The sequence below is a fragment of the Frankia sp. CeTa3Moorea genome, assembly GCF_978021225.1.
Window position 1 is genome coordinate 1 of the sequence record NZ_CDXDOR010000259.1, and the last position, 3,738, is coordinate 3,738.

Sequence of the window (3,738 nt, forward strand, 5' to 3'; positions counted from 1 at the left end):
GCAGGTCGCGCCCGCCGAGCCCGGCGTGCTGGGCCACCGCCAGGATCGGCGGGATGTTGTCACCGGGGTGCGAGTAGTCGGCGGCCAGGAACGTGTCATGGAAGTCGAGCTCACGCACGGCCACGCCGTTCGCCCAGGCCGCCCACTCGGGCGAGACCCTGGTCTCGGGCGGCAGGCCGAAGACGGTGGCGCCGGCGCGCCCGGCCGGCGGGGCGTGCCGCAGCGCCTGCTCCCGCGCCGCCGTCACCGGCTTGCGAGCTAGGGACGCGGCCGCGACGCCGGCGTTGTCGACCACCCGGTTGATGACCATCTCGGTGACTTCCGGGGTCACCTCCACCGGATCGGACGCGACCGCGGCGATCTTCCAGGCGAGCTGGTCCTCGCGGGCCAGCCGCTCCTCGCTGCGGTAGACACGCACCTTGTGCTCGATCATGCGGTCCTTCTTCTCCTCGGGTCGCGTTTCTGCACGCAAGCTCGAACATTCGCATGCGGTCGAACGGCCGGTCCAGGCAGCTACGAGGTCCTCACGGTCAAGTAGCCGTACCCGGACGGCAAGCCCGAGTCGTACGTGCTGGTGCGTTGCGGCGCGCCCGCGCCGGCCCTGACCGGGGAGCTCGCCAAGGCGCAGCGGCGACGCTGCCCTCGTCAACGCCGTCATCACAGCCACGGAAGCTAAAACCCAGGCGCTGCTCGAAGCCGGCGTGCCCGGCACCGGAACCGCCTCCGATGCCCTCGTCGTGTGCTGCCCAGACGGCCCCGTCAACGGCCCCCCTGCCGTCCACGGCGCTGAAGCTGGGCCCGTCGCGACGCGATGTCCTCCGAGGACGAGATCAGCCGGCTGCGGCAGCTCATCCGCCGTGTCGAGAACGATCTGAGCACCCTCGACGCCGACGACCGCGCCCAGATCGAGGAGGCCATCTACAACGAGCGGCCCCGGAAGCATCGGGACGCGTGCCGCGGGTATTGGACCGGATGTACCGCCTGGAAATCGATGCCCACGTGCGCACCGTCGCAGCCGCCTTCGATGACCCGCTCCTGCGGTCGCTCGATGCCATTCACCTCGCTACCGCTCTTCGGCTGTCCGACGAGAACGACACCCGGCTGGAGGCGTTCGTCACCTACGACAAGCGCCTTCTCGAAGCGGCGCGCCGAGCCGATCTCCCGACCGCGTCGCCGGGCCCGCACGCTGCTGCGGGGCGCTGATCGCCCCGCCCGCTCCACGGCCGGCACGCCCTGAACGAGCTTTCCGGGCCCAGCTCTCCAGCATCGGTGCCGAACGGAACGCAGACGCAGGGTAAGCGGTGGAGGCGGGCCTCCCACCAGAAATACGGAACGCATGTTCGACTCGTCGGCGTCGCCGCCCGTCGCGACTCGGGTGGGGGGCAGGTCATGCGGGGGTCAGTACGACCTTGCCTCGGCCGTGGCCGGTGCCGACGTCGCGGTGGGCGTCGGCGGCGCGCTCCAGTGGGTAGGCCTGGCGTAGCCCGATCTTCAGCTGTCCTCGTGTGTACAGCCCGACCAGCTCCGAGAGTCGTGCCGCGGAGCGTTTGCTGCCTAGCCAGCGGACGCCAAGTTCCTGGTAGAGGTCGAAGGCGACGATGGTGCCAATGCGGTGCCGGTCCGGGACGAGTTCGACTGCGGCGCGTAGTCCGTCGGCGCCGGCGGCGTCCAGGCTGGCGGTTACTCCGTTGGGGGCGAGGGCACGTACGCGGTCGACGAGGCCGTCGCCGTAGGCGACGGGGGTGGCGCCGAGGGAGCGTAGGTAGTCGTGGTTGGCGGGGCTGGCGGTGCCGATCACGGTGGCGCCGGCGAGCGTTGCGAGTTGGACGGCGATGGTGCCGACGGCGCCGGCGGCGGCGTGGATGAGGAAGGTGTCGCCTGAGCCGATCTTGAGTTCCTCGACGGCGGTGTGGGCGGTTTGTCCGGCGCCGGAGAGTCCGCCGGCGATCTGTGCGGGCAGTGCGGCGGGTCTGGGTACCACCTGGTCGGTGGGGACCACCAGGTATTCCGCGTAGCAGCCCAGGGAACGGAAGCCGAGGACTTCGTCGCCGGTGGTGATGCCGGTGACGTCGGGGCCGGTCAGGTCGACGGTGCCGGCGAACTCGTTGCCGAGTATCTGGGGACGGCTGAGTTCGACGCCGGGGGGTGTCCAGCCTTCGCGGGTCGCCAGGTCGGCTGGCTGGACGCCAGCGGCCCGTACCCGTACTCGGATCTCGCCGGGGCCGGGTTCGGGCTGGGGCAGTTCGACGAGTTGGAGAACGTTGGGTGGGCCGGGGTCGAAGAATGCGGCGGCTTTCATCGGTTCCACTCTCCTGTCGGGTTGCTCCGTGCCTCGGCGCGGAGGTGGGGTTTCTGCCGCGTGGCAGCGCGGACACGGGTTTTCCGTACCGGTCTGGTTACCCGTCGGTGACGGGGGCGCCGTGGTCGGCGGGGGCGGGGTGTTCCCGCGTTGTCGCCGTCTTCTTCTCACGGATGGTCGCTGAGATGGTCATGGTCATCAGGTAGGCGCTGGTGATCCATGCCTGGGCGGTGAGCCCGTGCAGCGAGTCCGCCACGGTCCGGGTGGCGGTCGCCATGATCGTCATATCCAGCGCGGACATGAACACACCGGTGAGGAGCCCGAAGAGGACCACCCGGGTAGCCGTCCGGCTGAGTTCCGGCCCCTCCGCAGGCGCGGCCAGTGCTGACATCCTTGCTCTCCCTCGAAGCGCCCTGCTGCATCCGGTGACGAGATGGTGACACGCCAAGTCTGCAACCTCAACCAAAGTTGAGGTCAACGGAGTCGAGAGATGACGTGGTGGGCCGCACTGCCGGCCGGCCCGCGCGGAGTCGTTCACCGCCGCCCGCATAGCACCCGCATGACTGCGCGACCCACCGGCCGGGAGGCGACCTTGACTTCAATCATGGTTGAGGTTTTAGAGTTCCGGGCGCCTGCTGGCGAGAGCGGATCTCGCCGATCCGCGGAATGAGAGGACTTTCATGCTCGATCAGCCCATCAACCTCGCGGTAGTTATTGGAAGCAACAGGGTGGGACGTTTCGCCCCGGTGGTCGCCCAATGGTTCACCAAGCAGGTATCCGCCCACGATTCGATCGTCACGAATGTCGTCGACCTCGACGACGTCAGGCTGCCGGAGAGGCTGGGTACCTCCAGCGGTCCAGAAGTCGCGGAACTGGCGGACGTCACCCGGCAGCTTGCCGCGGCCGACGCCTTCGTCGTGATCACCCCTGAGTACAACCACAGTTACCCGGCCGTTCTCAAGAATGTCATCGACTGGCATTACACCGAGTGGCAGGCGAAGCCGGTGGGTTTCGTTTCCTACGGCGGCCAGGCGGGCGGCCTGCGCGCGGTGGAGCACCTGCGCCAGGTCTTCGCCGAGCTGCGCGCGGTCACCATCCGCGATACGGTCAGCTTCCACGGTGCCTGGGACCAGTTCCACGCCGACGGCACGCCCAAGGATCCCGAAGGCTGCAACACCGCTGCCCAGACCCTGATCAGGCAACTCGAGTGGTGGGCGGTCGCGCTCGCGGAGGCCAGGGAGAAGCGTCCTTACACGGTGTGAACGGCGGCCTCGCGCGGGTCTGCCGGTCCCACCACGCCATTCAGCCATCCTCGACTAGAGGCCACATCGGCCTCAAGGAACGGGAGGGAATCTGGGCCCTGTCCGGGTTGATCGCTCCCTTTCGGGAAGGCGGTCGAGGCGCGCGCCCAATACCACCGTTGCCAGGTAGCTCCGGAT

At 68.9% G+C, this 3,738-nt stretch carries 6 protein-coding genes; 3 read left to right on the plus strand and 3 right to left on the minus strand.

Features of this window, described 5'->3' with window-relative positions; genetic code table 11:
• Positions 1-433: MmgE/PrpD family protein (locus tag AC08OV_RS23905; RefSeq protein ID WP_476620361.1), on the minus strand; the 433-nt coding region annotated here is incomplete at its 3' end.
• Positions 434-686: 253 nt separating this feature from the next.
• Between AC08OV_RS23905 and AC08OV_RS23910 the strand changes: the two genes are divergently transcribed.
• A complete protein-coding gene (locus tag AC08OV_RS23910; RefSeq protein ID WP_462203489.1) occupies positions 687-875 on the plus strand; it encodes a hypothetical protein in 189 nt (62 codons plus the stop codon).
• Between the two features lie 76 nt (positions 876-951).
• Positions 952-1,203, plus strand: coding sequence for a PIN domain-containing protein (locus AC08OV_RS23915; RefSeq protein ID WP_476616039.1), 252 nt, complete (start codon positions 952-954; stop codon positions 1,201-1,203).
• Positions 1,204-1,387: 184 nt separating this feature from the next.
• On the opposite strand, the gene AC08OV_RS23920 is transcribed toward AC08OV_RS23915, so the two are convergent.
• Both AC08OV_RS23920 and AC08OV_RS23925 read right to left on the minus strand, forming a co-directional pair.
• Positions 1,388-2,299, minus strand: coding sequence for an NADP-dependent oxidoreductase (locus AC08OV_RS23920; RefSeq protein ID WP_476616040.1), 912 nt, complete (start codon positions 2,297-2,299; stop codon positions 1,388-1,390).
• 97 nt (positions 2,300-2,396) lie between these two features.
• A complete protein-coding gene (locus AC08OV_RS23925) occupies positions 2,397-2,690 on the minus strand; it encodes a hypothetical protein (protein WP_476616041.1) in 294 nt (97 codons plus the stop codon).
• Positions 2,691-2,979: 289 nt separating this feature from the next.
• On the opposite strand from AC08OV_RS23925, the gene AC08OV_RS23930 reads away from it, so the two are divergent.
• Positions 2,980-3,561: an NADPH-dependent FMN reductase gene (locus AC08OV_RS23930; RefSeq protein WP_476616042.1), complete on the plus strand. Its 582-nt coding sequence runs from the start codon at positions 2,980-2,982 to the stop codon at positions 3,559-3,561.
• The last annotated feature ends 177 nt before the right edge of the window (positions 3,562-3,738 follow it).

Excerpts from the sequence above, each read along its gene's own strand:
- AC08OV_RS23930 (WP_476616042.1), top strand. The coding sequence starts at position 2,980 with ATGCTCGATCAGCCCATCAACCTCGCGGTAGTTATTGGAAGCAACAGG.
- AC08OV_RS23925 (WP_476616041.1), bottom strand. The coding sequence starts at position 2,690 with ATGTCAGCACTGGCCGCGCCTGCGGAGGGGCCGGAACTCAGCCGGACG.
- AC08OV_RS23920 (WP_476616040.1), bottom strand. The coding sequence starts at position 2,299 with ATGAAAGCCGCCGCATTCTTCGACCCCGGCCCACCCAACGTTCTCCAA.